Genomic DNA, 24,863 nt, shown 5'->3' on the forward strand with positions numbered 1-24,863 from the left:
CCAATTTAAAATGGAATAAAAAATATTTGTTTATGTTAAACTCAATACTTTATCCGTTACATTAATTCTTCTAGTGGTTCTTGAACTAATAGATTCTAAATGTACAAATGCATTTTCTTTTTTATCACATTTCCAATTAAAAACCATACAAGAATCTAATCTAGGCTCATACATATTAACAGCTTCATCCTTTAAAAACATTTTTAAATTGTAAGCTGCATATACAAAAGCAGCCTTTTTCTTATTTATATCCTTGTATTTTCTCATATTAATTAATCCAGATGACATTCCTGCTAAATAAAATGAAGGATTATACAAGCTGTTGCGGCTATCAGAAACAACCAATTTAACATTTGCTCTAAGCTTAGATATGAGCTGTCTTAAAAGGCTCATTCCTCTTCCCTGTGGAATTTCTGCTTCTGTTAACCCTCTGCTTAAGCTCTCACATACTTTGCTCCAAAGTTCTCTGTTACATTCTTTATCAATTTCCAAACAATCTCCTAATGTAATAGATTCTAAATATCTTAAGTCATGAAAAACATTACAATCCTCTAATAAATCACAAAAATCTATTATAATAGGCTTATTTTCAGTTATTATAATATTATCTCCTTGAAAGTCTCCATGAGCTAAAGAAGTTAGGCAAGCCACCTTTAATCCATTCCAAACATTTCTATTATTGAAATAATAATAAGGATTAGGCAATATAGTATCCGTTCCATCTAATGATATCCATTTTGTATATTTATCCACTCCTATATCTTCAAAAGCTTTAACATACTTATTATCCATATATCTATATGAAAGTTCCTTTTTAACCATATCAACAGGAGACACATATTTTTTCTTGTGTTCTCTATTCCAACAAAAAAGAAATTTACTTATTTTTGAAATTATATTATCCTTTAATTCATCCTCATTAAGCACTTTGTCCAAGAATGTTTCACTTTTGTATATGTCATCACCAGCTAAATCATATAAATTAACATATAAAGTAGAATCATCCTTATTTCCTAATTCATAGCTAGTTATAAGTTTAGCAACATATTTCTGCATGTTGTTTTCTACTGACATTTTATATGCCTTATGAAATACTTCTGCTTCATTGCTGCTGGTTATCTTTAATATTCCAACTCTATTGTCATCTCCATATTCCACCATATATACCCCTGCACCAGATCTTCCTCCATTAAATTTTTTAAGTACTTCCACAGGAGCAATTTTATCCTTAAGTTCCTCACTTATTTTATTAATTTCATTTAATACATCTGTAATATTCATCTTTAAATCCACCCTATAAATATTTATAAAAATTTTGTTTACATATTATATTATAATTGCTAACAATAAACAAGCTATTAATAAATAATGAACATACGTTTAAAAGGTAGCTACTAACATCAAAAGAGATATTTATAACTATTTACTTAGTTAATTTAAGTTAAATACGCTTAATTATACTATATCATCATTATGTTACATACTTATTACTAAAATCTTAAAAAAATCTTAACTTTATTTAATAATTACTTAACTCTTATAAATAAATCACATTACAATGTAGAAACTATATAATCTTTTACAATAAATCAATTAGTTGTAAATAAAAATTATATAGTTTCTATTTTAACTTCTTATGTATAACTATTTTTCTTATGTTCATATATTTATTTTTGCAGTAAACTAGCAAATTATATATATATTCTTATAACATTATAACTTATATTGCATATTATATAAATACTTGCTTACATATCAATAAAATTCCTCATTATCCTATTTCTATATATAAAAATAGAGTTATTTTTTATATAACTCTATTTTTTATGTACACTAAATTTTTATTTTCTTAAAAGCATTTTAATTCCAAACAATTATTATTAAAAATTCTATAAAGCTCTAAACCTCTCAGGTCTATATTCATACTTTCCATTTATAACATCTTCTATTAGATCAATCATTTTTTCTTTATCTTGTGGAAAAGTTCCTCTTAATGCTACATAATTTGAAGGATGATTGCTTCTAAAAATACAGTTAGTTACATTAATACTTTTTATAAATTCTAAAGTTTCAAGCATAATTTCTTTAGGGTTTAACAATTCAAAATCTCCTGAGTTTACTTCTTCATACATTTTCGTTCCCGGCTCCACTAAAAGAGTTAGAATTCCAACATAATCAGGATCAATGGAAGTTATAATCTTTGCAGATCCTAATGCATTTTTCTTCCACTTATACTTTCCTCCTATACCTGAAATAAGAGTAACTGAAAGTTTTATTCCAACATTTTTAACCTTTTTTCCAGCTTCTATTATTTCACCAGATGTTACCCCTTTACATATTTTTTGTAGTATTTCATCATCTCCACTTTCTATTCCCATATATAGCATTTTAAGTCCAAGCTTTTTTAAGTTTTCAAGCTCATTTTCAGATTTTCTCAAAATATCCTTTGGAGCAGCATAAGCTGAAACCCTCTTACATTCTGGATATAATTCCTTTATTTTCAGCAGTATTTTTTCTAACATTTCTGTTTTGAGCACTAATGAATCACCATCAGCTAAAAATATACGTTCCACATTACTATACAATTTTCTAGCTTCATGCAAATCTTTGTAGACTTCCTCAAGGCTTCTTATTTTAAATTTTTTGTCCTTATACATACTACAAAAGCTGCATTTGTTATGAGAACACCCTATAGTAACTTGAATTATTAAACTATATGCTTCACTAGGCGGCCTATATACTATTCCTTCATATTCCATAAGTAGAAACCTCCTAAATAAATAAATTTAGTTACTTATTTTTTCTAAGTCTATGTTAAATGCTTTTTTCCACAAAACAATATTTACTACTAACATAATAACACTAAATACATATACACCATAATGTACTGATGTATAATTGTAATGTATCAGTGCAAGGACTCCAAGTATTATCATAAGTGGAATTACAATCAAACCTTCACTTCCTTGTGACACACCAAATTCTTCTGAGAAAGGTAATGCTTTTTTAGTAACTTTAAAACACATTACTGTAAACAACATTATATTTAAAAACACTAAAATTAAATCTGGAAATATTTTAACTCCAAATATAGCCATAAATATTACAGCTTCAATAGAATACACAGGTAAAAGCAATCTAACAATAAAAGCTTTTAAAGTTCCTTTAAATATGCTTGATACATCCTTATTAGGTATGATTTTATAAATCCAAGCACCTTTATACTTACCTGAATACTTTATCATCATAACTGCTGTAGGAAGCAATAGTGCACAAAAATATATATTCAAATACATTTTACTTGAAGCTATACCAGACCATCCTTTATCTTTTAAGTCATTAAGCATAAATATAAATGGAAATATCAAAGAAAATCCTAAGGATGGATAAACTTTAAGTTTGAATTCTCTTTCATTTTTCATCATATCTGAAGCAAATCTAAAAAATATTCTTTCTTGTTTATTAGTGCAAACTATTTTTGATAGTATATTTAAGAACTTTTTATTTTCTCCTTTAGCCTTCTTGCTATTATCGTTTAATTTTTGTAAATTTCTTTCAAACACAGGTATCAATTTTATATATACTATTATAGAAATCATAGGAACAACTATTACAAGTACTGAAAATATTATAAAATAGATATTATAGTTTCTATGCAGCAACATTTCAAAAGGTGCTCCAAACCACATTGGAACTATAAAATATTGCCACCATTTTGGAGTAAATATTATATTTAAATTCACAAAATTAAACAATCTTCCTATTAATTGATATCCTACTGCTATGGTTATGGATAAAATTATTTGAATATAATTTATCATATCCTTTAACTTCTCACCATCAAAAAACTTTAGTATAAATAAATATAATAAAGCAGTAATTACCACTATAAATAAATCCATAAGAATTATTTCAAACAAAAATATTATAAAAAATAAAATTCCATTAGTTATTAAAGAGGTTATTAATGCAAGTCCAGAAATGGAAATAGTAATAAAAAACATATAAATCAGTACATGTATAGTTTTTGCCATACTTAAAGTTTTACTGTTCACTGGTTTTGATCCTATAATATTTTTATCTCTAATGTCTAAAAGCACAGAAGAAAAATCGGAAATTAGAGAAGTCATAATCATAAACATTAATATTCCAAAAACAAAACTCATTTGAAACATAAAGTTTTTACCAAAACACACTAAAGGAATCATAATTATCCCAATTAATCCATAGACCCATAGAGATTTTATAAAATTATTTTCATCTTTACTTTTCTTTTTTGAGGAATTACCTATAGCTGTAGGAACTCTTCTTCCATCCATAATAAACTTGACTTGAAGTATTTTCCTCATGATACAGTAATCCACTCCAATTTTTTCAAAGAAACCTTCAAATCTATCTAAAAATTTTAATACTTTAAAATCTTTCATATTACTACTCTCCTTGAACTATAGATACAAATTCCTTAGCTATTTCCCTATGTTCATTAAATCCTGTAAGTTGATTAAATATTTCTTCTAAGGAACCTTCTTTACATTTATTCTTTAATTCAGTAAAACTTCCATCAGCAACTATTTGTCCACCATTAATCAATATTATTCTGCTGCTTATCTTTTCAACTACATCCATTATATGAGATGAATAAAATATAGTTTTATTTTGTGATGCTAACTCTGCTAATATTTCCTTTACCACCATAACACTGTTAGCATCTAAACCACTTAAAGGTTCATCTAAAAATAATATATCCGGATTATGAAGCAAGCTTGATATTATTAATACTTTCTGACGCATTCCTTTAGAATAAGATGACATTCTAGAATCGTACATTTCCTCTAATGAAAATACTTTCATAAGTTTTCTGCCCTTTTCTTCAACATCTTCATAATCTAAGCCATATAGTTCTCCTATAAAAGTTAAGTATTCTCTTGCTGTAAGATTATCATATATTTCTGCAACTTCTGGAACATAACCTATTTTTCTTTTATATTCCACACTGCCATTTGATATGTCATTTCCTAAAATTTCTATCTGTCCTGTATATCCTCCTAAAAGTCCTAACATTATCTTCACAGTTGTACTTTTTCCAGCTCCATTAGGTCCTATATATCCTACAATTTGTCCTTTATATACATCTAAATCTATTCCTCTTAATACTTGTTTTTCCCCATAATTCATTTTCAAATCTCTTATAGTTATAGCAATTTCATTCATAAAAGCACTCCTACCCTTTCCTTAAATATTAAATAGATTTTACCATATTATTACCTACTTAACAATTTCTATTTAATAAGTACAACAATAAGCTAAGTAGTTATAAAATACTAATAATACTTTTCACCTTATTATAATGCAAATCATATAATAAGGTGTATATTAAGTGTTAGGAGGAATACATTTTGTATTACAATATGGATTTTAATTATTAAAAAAGGTATACAGATTTGCATAAATTCAAACCTATATACCTTTCTATAAGAACTTTTCATATACTATTCAACATCCATATTGTATAATTCAATACAGCTGCAAATGATACCCAAAGTATATATGGTATCATTAAATAAGCAGATATTTTATCAATTTTATCAAATTCGAAAGTTGTGATCAAAATGGCTACCAATAAAATCAATAATTCAAAAAAAGCTATACCATAAAGTCTAAATCTAAAAAATATAATTGTCCAAAGGAAATTTAGCATTAATTGAACAGCATATAATTCTATTGCTTTTTTAATATTCTCACCTTGTTTTCCTCTCATCCATATCCTGTAAGCTGCTGTAGCTATAAGAAAAAATAAGATAGTCCATACTATGGGAAACACCCAGCTTGGTGGAGAAAATGAGGGTTTATTAAAATTCATATATGTTTTAGAATTAGACATTCCTAAAATGGCACTTAATATTCCAATACCTTCTGCTATTATAATACTTACAATAAGACTAACTATACTCTTATCTTTATTTACTTTAAATATATTAGAAATCATAAAATCACTCCTTAAAACAATTATATTGTTTTAAGGAGTTTTTTATTCACAAACTAAATTTCAATGTAATATTAAGCTTTATTATTTAATTAAATAAACTATACCATTTCTTCAGTTTTTAAAAAATTTTTATAACAATAATTTATTATATCACTTCTCTTTATTATTCCTATAAATATTTCATTATCATCTACAACAGGAATAAAATTTTGATTTACAGACGTATAAAATAAATCTTCTATATTAGAATCGATATGAACAGGTTTATTTATCATCCTTCTTGGTATATCATTTACCTTTATTTTGTTTGTATCTTTAAAATCTAAATTTTTAGTATTCTTCAATTTCCACAGCAAATCTCCTTCTGTAAGAGTACCTATATACCTTCCACCATCATCTAAAATTGGAATAGCCGTATACCTATGATACTCCATTCTTTCAAGAGCTTGTCTCATAGTTGAATTTATGTTTTCACACACCACTTCATTTTTAGGAGTCAAGAAAAACGCTATGTTCATATTACCTCATCTACCTTTCCTTTACTATTTATATGCATTTTAAACTGTAAATGAATAATTTTTTACTAAATCCATCTTTAGGTATTTTTATTACTATACTATATAGTTGCAAATACATTATACTTCTTAATTATAAAAAACTCAACAAACTAATTTTTAACATTTTATTAAGCAAATAATACAATTTTTCTAATCACAATTTTCTGCCCACAGCATAGTATATACTATAATAATTTTTGAAGGAAGGAATTTGAATGTATCCTTATTATCCAATGTATCCTTATTATCCAAATTATCCAATGTCATATCCTTATTATTTAAGAGATGAAGATGAAGGTTTCAATCCTGAAGAAGATTTTGAAGATGAAGATATAGGTTTTAGAGGTCACCATCACCGCCGCCGCAGATGTTGTTTCCCAAGTTGTGGATGCTGCTCTAGCTGCTGCTTCCCAAGTTTTGGATGTTTCCCATTTAATTCTTGTTCTTCTTTTGGTTTCGGATGCGGATGCTAGACTAAATTTTATTTAAAATTATCTAGTACTTAACATTACTTTATCATAGTTCTAAAAAATTCTAAAATGTAAACTATTCTATAAAAACTTCGGGAGTTCTTTTTCCCGGGGTTTTTTATGTTTGTACAATATATTTTGATTAATATGCATGATTCATTCTAACCTCTAATATTTTTTGAATATGGTTAAAAAATATTATAATAACCCAATATATTAATGCAACTGCTAAATAGTTTTCAAAAAATTTATATGTAGCTGCTGCAGACATTTGTGCTTGAGCTAAAATTTCTGCCACCCCTAAAGTGAATGCCAATGAAGAACTCTTAAGTAAATCTACAAAAGTATTTCCAAGTGCAGGTATTGCTACTCTTGCAGCCTGAGGAAGTACTATTCTTTTCATCCCCTGCCAACTTGTCATCCCTAATGCTTTAACTGCTTCCATTTGACCTTTATCCACAGACCCTATAGCTCCTCTTAAAATTTCCACCATATATGCTGAACTATTCATACTTAGTCCTATTATAGCAGCAGTATAAGCATTAATATTCTTTAAGATTGGTATAATTTGAGGTAATCCATAATACAGTAAAAAAAGCTGTACCAATAAAGGAGTACCCCTAAAAAATGATATATATACTTTTAATAAAGGATTTATTAATTTTATGTCATAGTTTAAAATAATCACTAATATTAAAGCTATACTCAGTCCTAATATCATAGATATTAATGCAAGACTAATTGTTAAATGTGTATATTTTAATAGCAAAGGAAAGATTCCCATCATATAGTTTATATCAAAGTTTACTTTCATATTTATCATCACCTAATATTATTTTTTAGTTATATCAATATTAACCCACTTTTTAGATATTTTAGTTAAGGTTCCATCTGATCTCATATCCACAAGTGCTTTATTGACTTTTTCAACTATTTTCTTGTTTTCATCATTTTTGACAAAAGGAAAAGCATTTTCTAATGGTTGTACATCTTTACCTGCTAATTGAAGAGGGAGCTTATTTTCTTGAACTACAGCTAATGCTGAAACTTTGTCATCCATCATAGCATCTATTCTTCCCAATGCAACATCTTGCCTCATTCCACCATCATTATCATATGTCACAACCTTAATGGAATTACTTTTATCATTATCTTTTACTATCTGTTCATAATTACTTCCTAAGCTTACCCCTATTTTCTTTCCCTTTAAATCATCTAATTTTGTAATTGAATTATTACCTTTTTTAACCATAATTTGTGCACCTGAATATACATATGCATCAGTAAATAAGTATTTATCTTTTCTTTTATCTGTTATAGTTATTTCATTTGCTATAGTATCCACTTTACCAGCATCAAGCATTCCAAATAATCCACTAAATGATGCAGTTACAAACTCTGGTTTATATCCTGTTCTTTTTCCTATTTCATTCCAAACATCTACCTCAAAACCATCAATTTTATTATCTTTATTCTTAAATGTATAAGGGTAATATCCACCAGACATGCCTATTTTTATTACCTTATTTTGTCCACTACCTTGAGCTTGTGTTGAATTTGTTGACGAACATCCTGTAAACATCATAATTGATAATAATCCTGCTGCTATAACTGTTTTTACATTTTTAATCATTAATAATCTCCTCCGTTACACTCTAATATACTTTTTGCTAAAATATATGTTACCTCTATTAGGAAACACCACTACCATATTTCCTTCTGGTATGGTATCTGCTAGTTTTAATACCGTTACCATACCAGAAGGAAATTCAAAACCCTTATACACATTTTCTATCCCTCCTTAATTCCCTTTGCTGCGAATATTCCTGTTTCAGTATATTCTCTTAAACTTATTTTATTATTTTAAAGTTATACAGTGATAAATTGCAAAATTTACACAAATAAATAAGCTATTTTAATGTAATGACTTTGTTTTTGGACTCCGGATTCCGAAAAACAAAAAACTCCTGCCTCCATTACAGAGGCAGAAGTATAATTCCGCGGTTCCACTCTGTTTATTATGTAAAACTAAACCAATAACACATAACAACTCTTAATTTTGGTACAATCATACCTCAACGCTTTAACGGGCGTACCCGCTGAAGTCTACTAAACTTCAATTCAGTGCTCTGAGATGCACTTCAGTTACTTTCAACTCAAGATCTCTTACACCCAATGGAGATCCCTCTCTGTCAGTTTCCTATAACTTACTCTTCTCATCATTGCAATTCTTAGTATTTAACTATGTTTACTATGATTTATTTCATGTATATTATATTACTACACAAATAAAATTTTAGCAAGTACTTATAAAAATTTTAATTTGTATTTTTACATGTAAAAACTACCAACCTTTAATAAACAGTGAAGGATTAATGATTTCCCTCACTGTAAATTGTATATTTTTAATTATAAAGTAACTTTACAATATTAAAATTTTAATGATTATATTACGCTTTGAAATCAATTTTTATTTAATATCTTCTACATAGCAATTAGATACTAATGCATTGCATCCTAATAAAGTCACTCCATAAGCTGATATAATTACTGGCTGTTCTTCTAAATCTACTCCACCTGCTCTTACTGTAACTTCTCTCCCTGTTTCTGCTAATTCTGTGAAAATTCTTCTTAAATTTGCCTCAAAATCAGTATTATTATTTGAATTAATATTAAGTGGTTCTTCTAAAAATTTTATTTTAATACTTCCATCCTTTTTAATAAAGGAATCTGTTCCTCCTAAAACTATAGATGCTATCTTACAAATATCAATTCTATGAATTATAGTTCCTTCACAATTTTCCAGTACAAAAATACTGCTATCATTTCCTTCTGGAAGCAATTCAGCAGGTATCCCTGATGCTGATCCACTATTTTCATAATTTACAGTAATTGTTGATGTTGGGAATAAATCTATTATCTGTTCTAATACATTTCTTACCTGCCTAATGCATGGACATTGAGCTAATTCACCTGATGGCCCTGGATCTCCTCTTCTTCCTTTTCTTCCTCGATGTCCTCTCTTTCCTCTTCGACCTCTTTCACCTTGTTCTCCTGGATCTCCCTGCTCACCTTGTGGTCCTTGTATTCCTTCTGGTCCTTGTGGTCCCATTTCACCTGGATCTCCGTCTTCTCCTCTTCTACCTCGATGTCCTCTTTTTCCTCTTGGACCTCTTTCTCCTATATAACCACGATGTCCTCTCTTTCCTCTTCTACCTCTTTCTCCTCTCTCACCTTCTTCTCCTGGATCTCCTTGTTCTCCTTGTGGACCTTGTATTCCTTCTGGTCCTTGTGGTCCCATTTCACCTGGATCTCCGTCTTCTCCTCTTCTGCCTCGATGTCCTCTTTTTCCTCTTGGTCCCCTTTCTCCTATATAACCACGATGTCCTCTCTTTCCTCTTTTACCTCTTTCACCTTGTTCGCCTGGATCTCCCTGCTCGCCTTGTGGTCCTTCTATTCCTTCTGGTCCTTGTGGTCCCATTTCACCTGGATCTCCGTCTTCTCCTCTTCTGCCTCTCTTTCCCCTTGGACCCATTTCTCCTCTATGACCACGATGTCCTCTCTTTCCTCTTCTGCCTCTTTCACCTTCTTCTCCTGGGTCTCCTTGTTCTCCTTGTGGACCTTGTATTCCTTCTGGTCCTTGTGGTCCCATTTCACCTGGATCTCCGTCTTCTCCTCTTCTGCCTCGATGTCCTCTTTTTCCTCTTGGTCCCCTTTCTCCTATATGACCACGATGTCCTCTCTTTCCTCTTCTGCCTCTTTCACCTTCTTCTCCTGGATCTCCCTGCTCGCCTTGTGGTCCTTCTATTCCTTCTGGTCCTTGTGGTCCCATTTCACCTGGATCTCCGTCTTCTCCTCTTCTGCCTCTCTTTCCCCTTGGACCCATTTCTCCTCTATGACCACGATGTCCTCTCTTTCCTCTTCTGCCTCTTTCACCTTCTTCTCCTGGGTCTCCTTGTTCTCCTTGTGGACCTTGTATTCCTTCTGGTCCTTGTGGTCCCATTTCACCTGGATCTCCGTCTTCTCCTCTTCTGCCTCGATGTCCTCTTTTTCCTCTTGGTCCCCTTTCTCCTATATAACCACGATGTCCTCTCTTTCCTCTTTTACCTCTTTCGCCTTGTTCGCCTGGATCTCCCTGCTCACCTTGTGGTCCTTCTATTCCTTCTGGTCCTTGTGGTCCCATTTCACCTGGATCTCCGTCTTCTCCTCTTCTGCCTCTCTTTCCCCTTGGACCTCTTTCTCCTCTATGACCACGATGTCCTCTCTTTCCTCTTCTGCCTCTTTCACCTTCTTCTCCTGGGTCTCCTTGTTCTCCTTGTGGACCTTGTATCCCTTCTGGTCCTTGTGGTCCCATTTCACCTGGATCTCCGTCTTCTCCTCTTCTGCCTCTTCCTCTTTTCCTCTCCCTTTCCCTTATAACCACGATGTCCTCTCTTTCCTCTTTTACCTCTTTCGCCTTGTTCGCCTGGATCTCCCTGCTCACCTTGTGGTCCTTCTATTCCTTCTGGTCCTTGTGGTCCCATTTCACCTGGATCTCCGTCTTCTCCTCTTCTGCCTCTCTTTCCCCTTGGACCCATTTCTCCTCTATGACCACGATGTCCTCTCTTTCCTCTTCTGCCTCTTTCACCTTCTTCTCCTGGGTCTCCTTGTTCTCCTTGTGGACCTTGTATCCCTTCTGGTCCTTGTGGTCCCATTTCACCTGGATCTCCGTCTTCTCCTCTTCTGCCTCTCTTTCCTCTTTTTCCTCTTCGACCTCTTTCGCCTTGATCACCTGGATCTCCTGTTTCTCCTTTTCTCCCCCTATGTCCTCTATGTCCTCTTGGACCTCTTTCTCCTTCTTCGCCGCAGCAAGTAATATTTAAATTGTATTCACAATCCTCTTCAAACCTATGTGTATCTTTTAAACATTCATCTTCATTTTCTCTATTTTTGCATGGATAGCATTCTATACTATGCTTTTTCATAAATCAATTTACCTCCTATGGTGAAAATAAAGATTAATCCTCCAATAGGATTTTTCTTTAATATAATTTATGATAGATTAGGTAAATTGGGAACATAGCTTAAATAACTTTTAACAAACTGAATATAAAAACTATATATTTATCTAAGTAAAAAACAAAAAAATCTTCTAAACTTAAAGTTTAAATTATAAATATTATTGATATAACTTTTATTCTCAGAGAGGAGTTTTTTATGCAATGATAAATAATTTTCATACTCTAAATCCATTAGATAAAGTAAGACTTAATAACGGGACTAATGGTTTAAATAATTTTTTTCATAAATCATTTCAAAATAACACTAAAGAATCTATAAGCCTAATTAATAACCAAAACTTAAATTTTGCTTCCCTATTTATACTTAAAGCTAAAATTGAAGAATTAAACATATTTAATAGCTTAAACCTGCGAAATAAAATTGCTTTAGAAATCACTTATGAAATATGCACTGGTAAAAAAAGTTTTAGAAATAATGAATATCTATGTTCAGATTATATACAAGGTGTTAATTCTGTTTTAAAATGGATGCTGACAACTGGTTCTATAGATGATGGCATGAATAATGAATTTGATGAAGTGTTAGATGCTTCTGCTATACTTTTAACAAAAATATATAGAGATAAAACTATTTTACCTTTAATAGCGGAAATGATTTTTAAAAGGCATAAACAGAAATCTCTTATTCATAATTTAGTTTGGGCCTTTTTTGAGTGTGGTGATCCTAAAAGTTTAATTTTAATTGGAGAACGTCTTCAATCTCAAGATCCAAAGGATGTTGAACTTTCAAAAAAACTGCTAAATTTTATACCTGGTATAAACATATTTAAACATACAGATAAAAATAATTATTATTTATATTTCCTCAATTGGTTTGAAAAAAATTTTTTATTTTTACACTTCACTGGTGAAAGCTTTCAGCAGTGCAGTAATCCAATTCCATATGAAGTTATTTTAGAAGCAAAATACCTTTGCACTGCAGTTTCCACAAATACAGGTAAAATATTAAAACCATTAAAAAAAGAAGAAATTGAACTTTTAAAAATATTTAATAAGCTAGATTATAATACAAAATTATTGCTTGCAAATTTTTCATTTAACTTACATCATAAAAACATACACAACTGGAATAAATGGCTTTGGTATCCTATGTCTGAACAAATAAAAATTGCCAGAATAGGAGGATTTTAATGATAAAAATTTCGGATAATACAGTTACAAAGGATACACTCGCAAAATTATATTCAATAAATAGTGTTGAAAGTAGAATTTTGAATAAGCTATTTTCAAGCCAAAAAGTTTATGTCTATAGTTCATTAAACGAATTAAAATTCCAGTTGGATTTACAAATAAATATCTCCAATACAGCTAAAGATTTGTATAACAGTAATTTATCTTTTAAAGTTTTCCGTAAATCCAAATGTAATCACACATATTGGGAACACACTTCTGAAGGTGGTTTTCAATTAAAAAAAGAAGCAAAACCTTCTGAAGCCATAAAAGATATTTTTATTAATGGATCAAAATATGGTACTGAATGTGCTACTGCTATAGTTATCATTTACTACAAAGCACTTCTTAATGTATTCAAGGAAAAACTTTTCAACGAAATGTTTCCTAAAATATATTTGTTTAATTGGCATTATATTGATTCAAATCTTTATATTGAAGACCTCAGATCTGAACAAGTTACAATGATTGGCGATTGCAAATATTTTAAAAATCCCGATGTAAGCCCTCTAACTCCAGAATGGCAGGGTGAAAATACTATATACTTAGGTTATGGTAACTATTATGGACATGGTTTAGGAATAAAAAGTGAAAATAAGATAATTAAAGGGTTAAATGCACATAGAAAAATAGGAGCTAAAAAATCTTCTTTCCTATTAAATTCGGCAACTCGACTAAATTACAAACATTTATACAGTATGTATTACAATTACTTTTCAAAATCATAAATAAACAATATGTACTCAAAATAAATTTTAATCACCTAGTTCCAAAATAAAATTATAAAAATTATTTAACAACTTAATTTATTAAATAATTAAATTGAAGTTAAAGGGGATATACCTAAAAATATGTATTTCCCCTTTAATTTAACTATTTAATTCATTAAAAACAGATAAACGTCTCTATTTCTCTTAAATCAATTCCAAAACGTACCCATCTGTGACCAATCCATCTAAAACCAGAAGCAGATCTTCTTCCTACATAAGTTAACCATGCCCAAAATGGTCTTCCTCTTCTTGGCCAAATATAAACATATCTGAATCTGCATGGCCTCAAAGAACCTGGATCTACTGCAAATGTGCCTGGCATAAATTTAGCTTGAGCATTTTGTTTAGAAGGTACAATATTTGGTGGTGGACCCATAGGTGCTCCTCCCATATGTCCTCCCATCTGAGAAGGTGATCCTCCTCCCATCTGTGGAGGCGCTCCTCCAAATTGAGGAGGTCCTCCAATTTGCTGCTGCTGTCTACTCATAAATTCCATATATGGGCAGTAAAATTCGTCATCTTCTAAATCTTCACTTCTAAAATAATCGTACCAATACATCAAACTACTCCTATTTTTTTGATTACATTATATAGTATGCATTAAATTCTATATGGGTTAATGTTTATATCTAAAAATTTCTAAAGTACTAAGGTTTTTTCACGAATTTTATTGTATATGGTATATTAAAAATTAAAACCAAATAAAATTTGCCTAATTTTATGTTATAATAAAAACTGTTATATTTAATACTTTTATTTAGGAGTAACTTATGGGTAAAATAATAAAATTTAGAACTAAAATAAATACACAAGAATTAAATATTAATAATCCTTCGGAGGATGAAAGGCTTTATACAAGAAAGGAAATAACTATTAAATTAGATGAAATTGATTATGTTCTCAATTGTGTGTATAAGCAAATATTAATTAACAACAAACTTATTATTGATGCAGAAAATAATTATAATTTTTCTAAATTAACCTACCTAAATGATTTCAATAATAAGCTCCATGATATTATGTATTTTTTAACTAATAGTTCCTATCATGATCCTATTATAATCAAACTTAACTTTATAGAACTTAAATATTTATTGGGTACTTTAGAATTAAACCTGGAAATGCTAGAGGATTCCAAAGATTCTTCACTTAATATATTAAAAAGCTTATATAACAGATTATTATCTATATATAAGCTTTTCCAAAAAGAACTAATGATTGAATAAACATTACTTCATATTCATAATATTTATTCTTTTTACTCTATCATGCAAATTGGAAGATTTTTCTCCTTTTTGCATAACTTCCTCTTCTTTTATATTTAAAGTTTTAGCAACTAATGCTCTTACCCGAGGTCCACAAAATGCTCCTTGACACATGCCCATTCCTGCTCTCGTACGCCTCTTTACAGCATCTAAAGATTTTACTTCAATTCCTCTACTTAAAGAATCTATAATTTCTGCTTCAGTAACTTTTTCACATCTGCATATTATATGCTTTTTGGGATCTTCAGCATCAACATTTCCATCAAAATTTTCATCCTTTTTAACTATAATTGGATTCCTATAAGGATTAAAATTTTTCTTTTTTCGTAAATTTAATCCTGAATCTTTCAATATATTTAATACTTTTTTGGCTATACTAGGTGAAGATGTAAGTCCTGGTGAATCACCTGTTACATTTAAAAATTTTTTAACATCACTTTCTTCTACTATAAAATCTTTTCTTGTATTAGTAGGTCTAACTCCTGCAAATGAAGTTAATGCTTTTTTCATATCAAAGCCATCTACAGATTTTCTGGCAGCCTCAACAATAGCCTTAAGAGAATCTTCATCTGTAGATACATCTTCTTTATAATCTACCTGTTCAGCATCTGGTCCTATCATAAGATTACCATGGTAAGTGGTAGTTACTAATATTCCTTTACCTTTTTCTGTTGGCACTTGAAATATTACTCTTTTAACTAAGTAAGATTGATCTTTATTAAATATGATATATTCTCCTTTTCTTGGAATAATACTAAAATCATTTAATCCTAACATTTTTGAAATTTTATCACTATAAACTCCTGCTGCATTTATAACATATTGACTTTCTAAAACTTCTTTATTAGTTTTAATTTTAAAACTATCTTTCAACTTTTCTATTGCTAGAACTTCCTGATTAAGCTTTAATTCAACACCATTTACTATAGCATTTTCAATAAGAGCTATGGTAAATTCATAAGGAGAACACACTCCTGAATCTTCACAATACAATGCCCATTTTACGTCTTTACTTAAATATGGTTCTATTTTCCTTACTTCACTTCCGTCAATTATTTTCATTCCACTTACACCATTAATAATTCCATCTTTATAAAGCTGTTCTAAATGAACTTTTTCTTCATCTGAAAAAGCAAGCACCAAAGAACCCGTTTTTCTATAACCAAAATTCAATTCCCTCTCAAGCTGTTCAAACATTCTATTGCCTTTTACACAGAACTCTGCTTTTAAACTACCTGGCTCATCTGAATATCCACCATGAACTATACCACTATTAGCCTTAGATGCACCACAACTTACATCTTCATTTTTTTCAAGTACACAAACATTAATTTGAAACTTTGAAAGCTCTCTGGCAATGTTAGCCCCTATTACTCCTGCTCCAATTATTATCACATCATACATAAAATCACCACCATTTTTAATTATTGATTATGGAATTTATGTTATATTTTAATAATATCTTATTTAAGTATTCTACACAATACACAAATGTACAAAAATTCACTATATTAGGAACACTCCAAATTATATATAAAAGTCAACATTAAAAGAAACTACTAAATTTTGTGTTATAATAAAAATTATTGTAATTAATCCCTTTGTTATAATTAGCAAACAACAAATATTATTTATTTTTCTATTAAAAGCTATATTAATAGATAATTATTATATAAAATTTATTTTTTTTTTATAAACATAATCTTATAAATTTAACTACAAGGAGGATACTAATGAAAAAATTTTTAGTTTTTTTTACATTTGCTTTAACTTTTCTATTATTTCAAGCGTTAACCCTTAATGTAACTAAGGTTTATGCCGAAAATAGTGGAAACACTTACTATGTATCTCAAAATAAGGGCACTGGCAAAGGCAATTGGGGAAGTATAGATAATCCTTTTACTACTATCCAAGCTGGAATAGATGCACTAAAGCCAGGAGATACTCTCATGATAAGAGGTGGAACCTACCTTGAAACTACAAATGTGTTTAACAAAAATGGATCAAGTGATGCCTGGTACACTATAAAAAATTATCCTGGAGAAACTGTTATTATGACAGGAAATAACGAGAGAGAATTAAGTGGAAAAGATGGAGCAGATGCAATAACCTTTGCTGGTTGTTCTTACTGGAAAGTTGATGGAATAACCATGAAGGACTACTCAGGTGCTGGAATATATGTAACCAAAAGTTTTGACTCCTCACACACAAAGTCTACTTATATTGATATGGAGAATTTAACTATATATAATTTGGACTATCCAGTATATAGAGGTATCGGTACTTCAGGAATAGATGGTGACGGTTCTGATTACTGTAGTGTTAAAAATTGTGAAATATATAATGTAGGCTTAAAAATAAATAAGCCAAAAGATCATGGAATATACATAGGTTATGGATGCTACAACTGGACATTTATAGGAAACAAAATTCATGATAATGCAGGTGCAGCTATACAAATGTATGGCAGGCCAAATGGAGGAAGTAATTGTACAGTTGAAAATAATCTTTTATATAACAATCATGCTTATGGTATAGCTGTTGCTAGTAATGCCACTAACAATTACATATATAATAATGTATTTTATGGCAACTCTATTGACGATATTTATATGATGGATAATGCTGTTAATAACTGGGTTAGGAACAATTTGTTATTAAGTAAAAACAGTATTTATAATGTACAATTAACAGATGCAACCTCAGTGAATAATTCATTTGATAATGATGTTTATTATAAATCTAATGGAATAGTATCAAATAGATATGATCAAACATTGTCTTTTCCAAATTGGCAGGCTTATTCTGAAGAATACTCTGGCAGATGTATAAGCAGTGATGGGGAAGCTGAAGCATTAATAAATAACTGGACACCTGTTAGTGTTGGTACCAAAAAATATTCAAGTACTCGACTAAGTGGACAAGACAGATTTCAAACAGCCTGCAAAATTGCAGAAAGCTTAAATAATGGAACAATTAATAATGTGGTTATTACATCAGGTTATAATTTTCCAAATGCACTTAGCGGCAGTGTACTGGCTAAAAAATTAGATGCTCCTATTCTCTTATGCGGCAGCTATTCTTTTGAAAACATCAGTACTTTGAACTATATAAAATCTCATTTAAGTAAAGATGGGACAATATATATTTTAGGAAATGAAGGAGAAGTAAATAACAATATAGTAAACAACTTAAAGGATTTAGGATACTCCAATATAAAAAGGCTTAGTGGTGATGATTCAAAATATAGTACTATAAAAACTATAAATGATCAAATAGATGCTAAGGAAGGTACTCCAATATTTATAGCTGGTGGCGATGTATTTGCAGATGGTTTAAGTGTATCAACTATAGCTGCTTCAAAGGGTTATCCAATAATTTTATCAGATAGTAATGCTTTATCTGACTCTGCTATACAAACCATTAATAAAGTTAAACCTTCTAAAGTATATATTATAGGCGGAACAGGTGCCATATCTGACAATATAAAAGAACAAATTAAAAGTAATGCCAACCTTTCTGATAATAATATATTGAGAATATGGGGAAGGGATAGGTATGAAACTTCATTAAATATAGCTAAATACTTTGATTTAGATAGTTCCATAGTAACCTTTGCTTCTGGAGAAAATTTTCCAGACGCCTTATCAGGTAGTCTATATGCAGCAAAATATAATGCTCCAGTTATTCTTGTAAATAACAATATAATTAATCAAAAGAATTATATTAATACAAAAAATTATACAGATGAAGTAATATTTGGAGGAGCTGCAGTTGTTCCAGAAAGTGTTAAAATTAATTTAGCAAAATAATTTGTTTTCCTCAAAAGGTTATAAAAAACACTATTTAATAATTAAAAATAAGCACTATCAACATTATATAAGTTTGATAGTGCTTTATACTTTTCCACATTAAAGCTTTTATTAGTGTATAGCTTTCTTTTTATAACTCTTTCCTGATGTATCAACACTTCCTATTGTTACTAAAGCATTTTCATCAAAGCCATGTACAATTGACTTCAATTTAGAAATTTCCAAACGTGATACTACCACATATATCACATCTGTAGCAACACCTTTATAGCCTCCTTTTCCATTAAGTAAAGTTATTCCTCTTCCAAGTCTATCCATTATAGCTTGAGATATATCTTCATGTTTGCTTGAAATAATAAATACAGCCTTTGACTCATCTATACCTTCAACTATAATATCTATAAGTTTAATTGCTATGAAATATGCAATAAGAGAATACATTGCCCTATCCCATCCAAAAACAAAGCCTGCTGAAGTTAATATGAAAAAATTGAAGAACAATACTATTTGTCCTACTGAAAAAGTTGACCTTTTATCTAAAATTATTGCAACTATTTCAGCCCCATCAGTAGAACCTCCGTTTCGTATTATTATTCCTATTCCTAATCCTGCTATTATTCCACCAAAAACTGAAGCTAAAAGAATATCTTGAGTTATACCTGGAATTGGCTTGAAGATAGATATTCCAATAGAGTAGCATACTACAGAAAATAAAGTTGATATGGTAAATGTTTTTCCTATTTGCTTATATCCAATAACAAAAAACGGTATATTAAGTATGAAAGTGAGAATACCAAGAGGTATATTAGTAAAATGACTTATCATAATTGATATTCCAACTATTCCACCATCTATAATATTATTGGGAATTAAAAATATCTCTAACCCAATAGAATACAAAGTTGCACCTAAAATCATTAATAAAACCTTAGTGGTTTTCGAATAAATATTCATATACTTTTTTATCATGAAATTCCCCCTTAACTCTTTTGACTTTTTCACAGTCACTTAAACAAATATGTAAAATTTCTAACTTATTTTACATATCATATATTAATATTATATCAAAAATTATTATGACGCACAATTTTCAATGGTTAACATTAAAAATAACTTTACAATATTTCTAATTAATAGCAACATTATCTGTTATTAATAAAAAAATAATAGATAAATTTAACAAAACCATTGTAAAAACGTTTTCAAAGGAATATAATAATATTAACAAATAGTAAACTTTATTAATATATTCTTTATATATATTGAATAAATATACTTTTAAATGCAATTATTCATTAATATTAAAACTATACTTTTATTTAAATCATAGTGTGGAGGTGTGTATATTATGGTAAGTTTGAATTTTTTAAATGAACAAGCAATGGATAAAAATGAAGAGTTAACTGAAATAATAAACAACCCTGAAAGTCACTATAACCTTGAAGAAAAACAAGCAAAGGATGATAACAGTGATTTTTCAATACTTTATATTATATTTTCAGCTCTTCCAATGATTATATTATTAATTTTATTTAGTTTATAATAAAATTTTAATTCATGTTTGACTTAGGAATTCATATAAGTTATACTTTAGTTAGTGATCATGTAACTGGCGGAAATGGAGTTAACCATAAGGAGCATGATTTAAAAAAGTTATCGACCGCCTGGGTAGAATATATTATTTTACCCAGGCGTTTTTTGCTTTATTTTATTTTGGAGGTTAAATTTATGAAAAATCAAGAAATTGTACTTAAGTATGGATGTAATCCACATCAAAAGCCGGCAAAAATTTATGTTGAAAATAAAACATTACCTTTTAAAATACTAAATGGTAATCCTGGTTACATTAATTTTATGGATGCCTTCAATTCATGGCAATTAGTTAAAGAATTGAAAATAGCTACAGGACTTCCTGCTGCTGCTTCCTTTAAACATGTAAGTCCTGCTGGTGCTGCAGTAGGTGTTCCATTAAGTGATGCATTAAAGAAATCCTATTTTGTATCAGATATTGACTTATCTCCTGTAGCTTGTGCTTATGCACGTGCTAGAGGTGCAGATAGAATGTCCTCTTTTGGTGATTGGGCTGCTATAAGTGATATAGTAGATCTTCCTACAGCACAAATTTTAAGTAAATCTGTTTCAGATGGCATAATTGCATTAGGATATACTGATGAAGCTTTAAAACTTTTAATGAGAAAGAAAAAAGGAAACTATTGTATCATTCAAATGGACTGGGATTATGAACCTTATGAAATAGAAAAAAGACAAATATATGGAATAACCTTTGAACAAAAAAGAAATAATGTGCTAATAAAAGAAGATATGCTTAATAATGTAGTTACTATTAATAAAAATATTAGTGATGAAGCTAAACGTGATTTAATTATTTCCATGATTACTTTAAAATATACTCAATCCAATTCTGTTTGTTTCGTTTTAGATGGTCAAGTAATTGGTGTTGGTGCAGGACAGCAGTCCCGTATACATTGTACTAGACTTGCTGCATCTAAAGCAGATATATGGTTTTTAAGACAACATCCAGCTGTTCTTAATCTTCCTTTTAAAGAGGATGTTTCAAGGCCAAATAGAGACAATGTTATAGATCAATATCTTAGAGATGATATTACTCCTATGGAATTAAAAGAATGGAAAAATGTATTAAAAGAAATACCAGATAGATTGACAAAAGAAGAAAAAAGCGCCTGGCTTTCAAATTTAACTGGAGTTTCTTTAGGTTCAGATGCATTTTTCCCATTTAGGGATAATGTAGATAGAGCCTCTCAAAGTGGAGTTAAATACATTGTACAGCCTGGAGGATCATTAAGAGATAATTTAGTAATAGAAGCTTGTAACGAGTATAATATAGCTATGTCCTTCTCTGAAACAAGATTATTTCACCATTAAAAAATACATAATATATAAAATAGGTTGTACCAAATGGCACAACCTAATTTTATATATTTTATGCATCACGTGATGCTAAATGTTTCTCTTTTTTCTTTTCATATGATCCATATATTAACAAACCAATTATACTAAAGATTACTGGACCTGCAAGCATCCATATTGTGTCTTTCATTTTTCCATGTACTGCTGGTTCTATTATTGTAAAGAAATTTGCAAAACCTATAGTGAATGTAACTACTACAGTGGCAACAAGTGCCCAAGTATGATTTTTGAAAACTTCAAAAGGTTTTTTAATACTTTCTTTTTTCTTAAAAGCAATAAATGCAGCTGACAAGAACATATATGGAAGAGTCATTGCTACGTTAGTCATTTCTATTAATATTGCAAAGAATTTAGATGCTGCATCTCCTCCAAAAGAAACTAGTAATATAAATACTATTACAAATATACACTGAATCCACATAGCATTTTTAGGCATTCCATCTTTAACTTCAGCCATTTTTCCTGGCCATAATTCTTTTGGTGTACCTTCTATTAATTGTTTCAATGGTGCATAACATAGTGTGAAAAATGCTCCTGTTAATGCTAAGAACATAGAGAATCCCATGTATCTAGCCATCCAAGCTCCCATTGTTAATGCACCAGCTTGGCTAAGTCCAAAACCTTTTCCTAACTGATATCCTAAATTTTGCATTACCACATAAGCAACATTACCCATGTGAACACCTTTTACTGACAATACCTCTTGCCAATTAGTAAATATACCACATAAAAATATACCTAAAGAATATCCTATAGCAATAATTATTGCTGCTATGGTAACACCTTTTGGAAATGTTACTTCTGCATTTTCAGTTTCGTCTACTAATCCTCCAACCGCTTCTATTCCACCATAAGCAAATAATGCAAATACTAAAAATGATAATGTACTAATTGTACTTTGATAAGATGGATTTGGTGATTGTGTAAAAGCAGCTGATGCTGCAACTGGTTGAGCTAAATGTCCACCATTTAATACTAAAACGGCTACTGCACCTATTAATAGTACAATATTAAGTAATGCTACTGCAGTACCTCCTACTGATGTTACTTTCGTTATTTTTTCCAATCCTTTAGAAGCTGTTATAGTTACAACTAAAATCCAACATACACCTAATAATCCCAATGTTTGAGTGGAACTCAATCCTAAAAGTGACCAAGTTGCAGTTTTATCGCTTCCAAATATGGCATTTGAAAGTGGTATCCATATTGAAGAAGATATATTAACCATCCAAATTACATAGGAAGCATACCACATGAATGTGCCTATAAAAGCATATTTAGGTCCAACGGACTTATCCATCCATGAATAAATTCCTCCTTTTTCACTTTTAAATGCTGCTCCATATTCTGCCATCATAAATGCATAAGGAATAAAGAAGGTTATTGCAGATAAAATATACCATGGTATTGCACTATAACCCATTAAATAAAATGATCTAGGTATGTTAGCAAATCCAAATACTGATGTAAAAATCATTAATATAAGTGCTACTAATGTCATCTTTTTTTTATTAGCTGATTCCATTTTTTTTCCCCCTCATTTTTTACATTTTTTCATATAATTCAATTATTTTAACTATTACCTCTACAGCTTTTTCCATGGAGTATACAGGAATATATTCATATTTTCCATGAAAATTATGGCCACCTGTAAATATATTCGGTGTAGGAAGTCCCTTAAATGACAGCATAGCTCCATCAGTACCACCTCTTATAGGCTGAACTTTAGGAACAACATTTACTTCCTTCATTGCCTGGAAAGCAATATCAACAACATGTTTTACAGGTTCAATCTTTTCTTTCATATTTCTATATTGCTCTTTTATTTCAATTTCAACTGTATTTTTACCATATTTTTCATTTAATTTTTTCACAACGCTAGTCATAAATTTTTTTCTTTTTTCAAAATTTTTCTCATCAAAATCTCTTATTATATATTGAAGTTTTGTTTCCTCTACTCCCCCATTAAGTGTAACTATGTGGTAAAAACCTTCATACCCTTCTGTTGTTGCTGGTGTTTCGTTTTCTGGAAGCATGCTCATAAATTCTCCAGCAATAAGCATTGAATTTATCATTGTTCCTTTTGCACTTCCAGGATGCACACTTCTTCCATTTATAGTTACTTTAGCACTTGCTGCATTGAAATTTTCATACTCTAACTCTCCAATAGCACCACCATCTAGAGTATAAGCTAAATCTGCATTAAACTTTTCAACATTAAAGTGATCTGAACCTCTTCCTACTTCTTCATCTGGAGTAAATGCAACTTTAATAGTTCCATGTTTAATTTCAGGATTATTAATTAAATATTCCATAGCAGTAACAATTTCAGAAATTCCTGCTTTATCATCAGCACCTAACAAAGTAGTTCCATCTGTTGTAATAAGTGTTCTACCAATATAATCTTTCAATTCTGGAAAATCCTTTGGAGAAAGTATTACACTTTTTTCCTCATTTAAAACTATATCTTTACCATCATAATCTTCAACAAATTTAGGATTTATATTTTTTCCTGAAATTTCTGGACTTGTATCCATATGAGCAATAAATCCTATAGTAGGAATTTCTTTAGTAGTATTTGATGGTAACGTTGCCATAACATACCCATTTTCATCTACTGAAACTTCCTTCATTCCTATTTCTTCTAACTCTTTTACAAGAGCTTTTGCTAACACAAGCTGTCCTGAAGTAGTTGGTACATTTTCTACTTCTTCATTTGATCTAGTATCAAAGCTTATGTAATTAATAAATTTTTCCACAACATTAGACATATTAATCTCCTCACAATCTATAATGTAAAATAATTTTAAGTATTAGGCACATT

The 24,863-nt window shown here is 29.9% G+C and carries 22 protein-coding genes, 1 riboswitch and 1 other annotated feature; of the genes, 6 read left to right on the forward strand and 16 right to left on the reverse strand.

Features of this window, described 5'->3' with window-relative positions; genetic code table 11:
* Positions 1-30 precede the first annotated feature (30 nt).
* The 11 genes from Ccar_RS08125 to Ccar_RS08175 form a co-directional block, all read right to left on the reverse strand.
* Entirely contained in the window at positions 31-1,281 is a 1,251-nt protein-coding gene (locus Ccar_RS08125; protein WP_007064686.1) for a hypothetical protein, read from the reverse strand.
* Positions 1,282-1,889: 608 nt separating this feature from the next.
* The gene (locus tag Ccar_RS08130; protein ID WP_007062060.1) at positions 1,890-2,759 is read right to left on the reverse strand and encodes a radical SAM protein; all 870 of its coding nucleotides are present in this window, start codon (positions 2,757-2,759) and stop codon (positions 1,890-1,892) included.
* 27 nt (positions 2,760-2,786) lie between these two features.
* Positions 2,787-4,427, reverse strand: coding sequence for a hypothetical protein (locus tag Ccar_RS08135; RefSeq protein WP_007062059.1), 1,641 nt, complete (start codon positions 4,425-4,427; stop codon positions 2,787-2,789).
* A 4-nt stretch (positions 4,428-4,431) separates the two neighbouring features.
* Positions 4,432-5,211 carry an ABC transporter ATP-binding protein gene (locus Ccar_RS08140; protein ID WP_007062058.1) on the reverse strand — a complete coding sequence of 260 codons (780 nt, stop codon included), beginning with the start codon at positions 5,209-5,211 and terminating at the stop codon, positions 4,432-4,434.
* A 271-nt stretch (positions 5,212-5,482) separates the two neighbouring features.
* A complete protein-coding gene (locus Ccar_RS08145) occupies positions 5,483-5,986 on the reverse strand; it encodes a TspO/MBR family protein (protein ID WP_007062057.1) in 504 nt (167 codons plus the stop codon).
* A 98-nt stretch (positions 5,987-6,084) separates the two neighbouring features.
* Entirely contained in the window at positions 6,085-6,504 is a 420-nt protein-coding gene (locus Ccar_RS08150; protein WP_007062056.1) for a CBS domain-containing protein, read from the reverse strand.
* A gap of 651 nt (positions 6,505-7,155) precedes the next feature.
* The gene (locus Ccar_RS27350; RefSeq protein WP_007062054.1) at positions 7,156-7,827 is read right to left on the reverse strand and encodes an amino acid ABC transporter permease; all 672 of its coding nucleotides are present in this window, start codon (positions 7,825-7,827) and stop codon (positions 7,156-7,158) included.
* Positions 7,828-7,845: 18 nt separating this feature from the next.
* The gene (locus Ccar_RS27355; protein WP_007062053.1) at positions 7,846-8,646 is read right to left on the reverse strand and encodes an amino acid ABC transporter substrate-binding protein; all 801 of its coding nucleotides are present in this window, start codon (positions 8,644-8,646) and stop codon (positions 7,846-7,848) included.
* 15 nt (positions 8,647-8,661) lie between these two features.
* Positions 8,662-8,799 carry a hypothetical protein gene (locus Ccar_RS27005; RefSeq protein ID WP_007062052.1) on the reverse strand — a complete coding sequence of 46 codons (138 nt, stop codon included), beginning with the start codon at positions 8,797-8,799 and terminating at the stop codon, positions 8,662-8,664.
* A 191-nt stretch (positions 8,800-8,990) separates the two neighbouring features.
* Positions 8,991-9,245: a binding site (T-box leader), on the reverse strand.
* A 238-nt stretch (positions 9,246-9,483) separates the two neighbouring features.
* Positions 9,484-11,436, reverse strand: coding sequence for a collagen-like domain-containing protein (locus Ccar_RS26070; protein ID WP_156184564.1), 1,953 nt, complete (start codon positions 11,434-11,436; stop codon positions 9,484-9,486).
* A complete protein-coding gene (locus Ccar_RS08175; protein ID WP_053075334.1) occupies positions 11,369-11,977 on the reverse strand; it encodes a collagen-like domain-containing protein in 609 nt (202 codons plus the stop codon). Before Ccar_RS08175 ends, Ccar_RS26070 begins: the two co-directional genes overlap by 68 nt.
* A gap of 237 nt (positions 11,978-12,214) precedes the next feature.
* Between Ccar_RS08175 and Ccar_RS08180 the strand changes: the two genes are divergently transcribed.
* Positions 12,215-13,204, forward strand: a complete 990-nt coding sequence (locus Ccar_RS08180) for a hypothetical protein (RefSeq protein WP_007063966.1) — start codon at positions 12,215-12,217, stop codon at positions 13,202-13,204.
* Positions 13,204-13,971, forward strand: a complete 768-nt coding sequence (locus Ccar_RS08185; protein ID WP_007063967.1) for a protein-glutamine gamma-glutamyltransferase — start codon at positions 13,204-13,206, stop codon at positions 13,969-13,971. Before Ccar_RS08180 ends, Ccar_RS08185 begins: the two co-directional genes overlap by 1 nt.
* Before the next feature lie 157 nt (positions 13,972-14,128).
* Here Ccar_RS08185 and Ccar_RS08190 read toward each other — a convergent pair whose 3' ends face one another.
* On the reverse strand, positions 14,129-14,572 hold the full coding sequence (locus tag Ccar_RS08190) for a hypothetical protein (protein WP_007063968.1): 444 nt from the start codon (positions 14,570-14,572) through the stop codon (positions 14,129-14,131).
* A 211-nt stretch (positions 14,573-14,783) separates the two neighbouring features.
* Here Ccar_RS08190 and Ccar_RS08195 point away from each other — a divergent pair, with 211 nt between their 5' ends.
* Positions 14,784-15,239, forward strand: coding sequence for a hypothetical protein (locus tag Ccar_RS08195; RefSeq protein WP_007063969.1), 456 nt, complete (start codon positions 14,784-14,786; stop codon positions 15,237-15,239).
* Positions 15,240-15,242: 3 nt separating this feature from the next.
* Here the strand turns inward: Ccar_RS08195 and Ccar_RS08200 are convergent, their stop codons facing one another.
* Positions 15,243-16,682, reverse strand: a complete 1,440-nt coding sequence (locus Ccar_RS08200; protein ID WP_007063970.1) for an NAD(P)/FAD-dependent oxidoreductase — start codon at positions 16,680-16,682, stop codon at positions 15,243-15,245.
* Positions 16,683-17,011: 329 nt separating this feature from the next.
* Here Ccar_RS08200 and Ccar_RS08205 point away from each other — a divergent pair, with 329 nt between their 5' ends.
* Positions 17,012-19,090 (forward strand): cell wall-binding repeat-containing protein, encoded by a 2,079-nt coding sequence (locus Ccar_RS08205; RefSeq protein WP_007063971.1) that lies wholly within the window; start codon positions 17,012-17,014, stop codon positions 19,088-19,090.
* 111 nt (positions 19,091-19,201) lie between these two features.
* Here the strand turns inward: Ccar_RS08205 and Ccar_RS08210 are convergent, their stop codons facing one another.
* On the reverse strand, positions 19,202-20,059 hold the full coding sequence (locus Ccar_RS08210) for a YitT family protein (protein ID WP_007063972.1): 858 nt from the start codon (positions 20,057-20,059) through the stop codon (positions 19,202-19,204).
* Between the two features lie 379 nt (positions 20,060-20,438).
* Between Ccar_RS08210 and Ccar_RS08215 the strand changes: the two genes are divergently transcribed.
* Positions 20,439-20,633 (forward strand): hypothetical protein, encoded by a 195-nt coding sequence (locus tag Ccar_RS08215; protein ID WP_007063973.1) that lies wholly within the window; start codon positions 20,439-20,441, stop codon positions 20,631-20,633.
* Positions 20,634-20,685: 52 nt separating this feature from the next.
* Positions 20,686-20,767, forward strand: a riboswitch (ZMP/ZTP riboswitch).
* Between the two features lie 51 nt (positions 20,768-20,818).
* Positions 20,819-21,994, forward strand: a complete 1,176-nt coding sequence (locus Ccar_RS08220) for a phosphoribosylaminoimidazolecarboxamide formyltransferase (protein WP_007059129.1) — start codon at positions 20,819-20,821, stop codon at positions 21,992-21,994.
* Positions 21,995-22,052: 58 nt separating this feature from the next.
* Here Ccar_RS08220 and yjeM read toward each other — a convergent pair whose 3' ends face one another.
* Positions 22,053-23,564 (reverse strand): glutamate/gamma-aminobutyrate family transporter YjeM, encoded by a 1,512-nt coding sequence (gene yjeM / locus Ccar_RS08225; protein WP_048030029.1) that lies wholly within the window; start codon positions 23,562-23,564, stop codon positions 22,053-22,055.
* Positions 23,565-23,583: 19 nt separating this feature from the next.
* Positions 23,584-24,810, reverse strand: a complete 1,227-nt coding sequence (gene pepT / locus Ccar_RS08230) for a peptidase T (protein WP_007059127.1) — start codon at positions 24,808-24,810, stop codon at positions 23,584-23,586.
* Between the last annotated feature and the right edge of the window lie 53 nt (positions 24,811-24,863).

The organism is Clostridium carboxidivorans P7 (assembly GCF_001038625.1).
In the GTDB taxonomy this organism is placed as follows: Bacteria; Bacillota; Clostridia; order Clostridiales; family Clostridiaceae; genus Clostridium_AM; species Clostridium_AM carboxidivorans.

What these genes read in the sequence shown, in the direction of transcription:
- Ccar_RS08125 (WP_007064686.1), bottom strand. Translation starts at nt 1,281, where the DNA reads ATGAATATTACAGATGTATTAAATGAAATTAATAAAATAAGTGAGGAA.
- Ccar_RS08130 (WP_007062060.1), bottom strand. Translation starts at nt 2,759, where the DNA reads ATGGAATATGAAGGAATAGTATATAGGCCGCCTAGTGAAGCATATAGT.
- Ccar_RS08135 (WP_007062059.1), bottom strand. Translation starts at nt 4,427, where the DNA reads ATGAAAGATTTTAAAGTATTAAAATTTTTAGATAGATTTGAAGGTTTC.
- Ccar_RS08140 (WP_007062058.1), bottom strand. Translation starts at nt 5,211, where the DNA reads ATGAATGAAATTGCTATAACTATAAGAGATTTGAAAATGAATTATGGG.
- Ccar_RS08145 (WP_007062057.1), bottom strand. Translation starts at nt 5,986, where the DNA reads ATGATTTCTAATATATTTAAAGTAAATAAAGATAAGAGTATAGTTAGT.
- Ccar_RS08150 (WP_007062056.1), bottom strand. Translation starts at nt 6,504, where the DNA reads ATGAACATAGCGTTTTTCTTGACTCCTAAAAATGAAGTGGTGTGTGAA.
- Ccar_RS27350 (WP_007062054.1), bottom strand. Translation starts at nt 7,827, where the DNA reads ATGAAAGTAAACTTTGATATAAACTATATGATGGGAATCTTTCCTTTG.
- Ccar_RS27355 (WP_007062053.1), bottom strand. Translation starts at nt 8,646, where the DNA reads ATGATTAAAAATGTAAAAACAGTTATAGCAGCAGGATTATTATCAATT.
- Ccar_RS08175 (WP_053075334.1), bottom strand. Translation starts at nt 11,977, where the DNA reads ATGAAAAAGCATAGTATAGAATGCTATCCATGCAAAAATAGAGAAAAT.
- Ccar_RS08180 (WP_007063966.1), top strand. Translation starts at nt 12,215, where the DNA reads ATGATAAATAATTTTCATACTCTAAATCCATTAGATAAAGTAAGACTT.
- Ccar_RS08185 (WP_007063967.1), top strand. Translation starts at nt 13,204, where the DNA reads ATGATAAAAATTTCGGATAATACAGTTACAAAGGATACACTCGCAAAA.
- Ccar_RS08190 (WP_007063968.1), bottom strand. Translation starts at nt 14,572, where the DNA reads ATGTATTGGTACGATTATTTTAGAAGTGAAGATTTAGAAGATGACGAA.
- Ccar_RS08195 (WP_007063969.1), top strand. Translation starts at nt 14,784, where the DNA reads ATGGGTAAAATAATAAAATTTAGAACTAAAATAAATACACAAGAATTA.
- Ccar_RS08200 (WP_007063970.1), bottom strand. Translation starts at nt 16,682, where the DNA reads ATGTATGATGTGATAATAATTGGAGCAGGAGTAATAGGGGCTAACATT.
- Ccar_RS08205 (WP_007063971.1), top strand. Translation starts at nt 17,012, where the DNA reads ATGAAAAAATTTTTAGTTTTTTTTACATTTGCTTTAACTTTTCTATTA.
- Ccar_RS08210 (WP_007063972.1), bottom strand. Translation starts at nt 20,059, where the DNA reads ATGATAAAAAAGTATATGAATATTTATTCGAAAACCACTAAGGTTTTA.
- Ccar_RS08215 (WP_007063973.1), top strand. Translation starts at nt 20,439, where the DNA reads ATGGTAAGTTTGAATTTTTTAAATGAACAAGCAATGGATAAAAATGAA.
- Ccar_RS08220 (WP_007059129.1), top strand. Translation starts at nt 20,819, where the DNA reads ATGAAAAATCAAGAAATTGTACTTAAGTATGGATGTAATCCACATCAA.
- yjeM (WP_048030029.1), bottom strand. Translation starts at nt 23,564, where the DNA reads ATGGAATCAGCTAATAAAAAAAAGATGACATTAGTAGCACTTATATTA.
- pepT (WP_007059127.1), bottom strand. Translation starts at nt 24,810, where the DNA reads ATGTCTAATGTTGTGGAAAAATTTATTAATTACATAAGCTTTGATACT.